The 492-nt window shown below is 43.1% G+C and carries 1 protein-coding gene; it reads right to left on the bottom strand.

Annotation, left to right across the window (positions count from 1 at the left end; genetic code table 11):
* A partial coding sequence (locus tag A3766_RS30935) for a hypothetical protein (RefSeq protein WP_197479507.1) occupies positions 1-492 on the bottom strand: 492 nt, incomplete at both ends.

The raw sequence follows: 492 nt of genomic DNA, 5'->3' as shown, positions 1-492 counted from the left end.
CAAGGTTAACACTTCGGCACCTGATGTCTCTTGAACAATCGTACTTTCACTCAGCCACACCTTAGACAACTTAGAATATTGTCTTGTCTTGATTTTTGGGTGGAACGAAGTATTCTGAACCCAACTTAAGACACCGTTACCTTCATAGTCAAAGTTTAGTAAAGGGCTGGTAACCGGTCTCTCAGAACCAGATCCAGTAACTGGAATGTCTTCAGCAGTAGAAAAGCCAGAGCCGGGATGATAAGAACGAACTGTAAGACTGTTCACACCATCGTCGAACAGCATTGACCAAGCCACAAATAACTCGTTCAAATTATTGTGGGCCAGAGTAAACTCACTAACGCTTGCCGAGTCATCATATTCAATCTTTTTAGCATCTTCCCACTCTCCGCTAGCGTTACGATTAAGCATTAGATCATATCGACCTCCAGAAGATTGACGCCAAGCAACGTAGAGATCGCCATTATCAGAAATTGAGGGTTTAGGTTGAAC

The sequence above is a fragment of the Oleiphilus sp. HI0132 genome (assembly GCF_001635845.1).
This window is presented reverse-complemented; position numbering and strand designations above follow the sequence as displayed.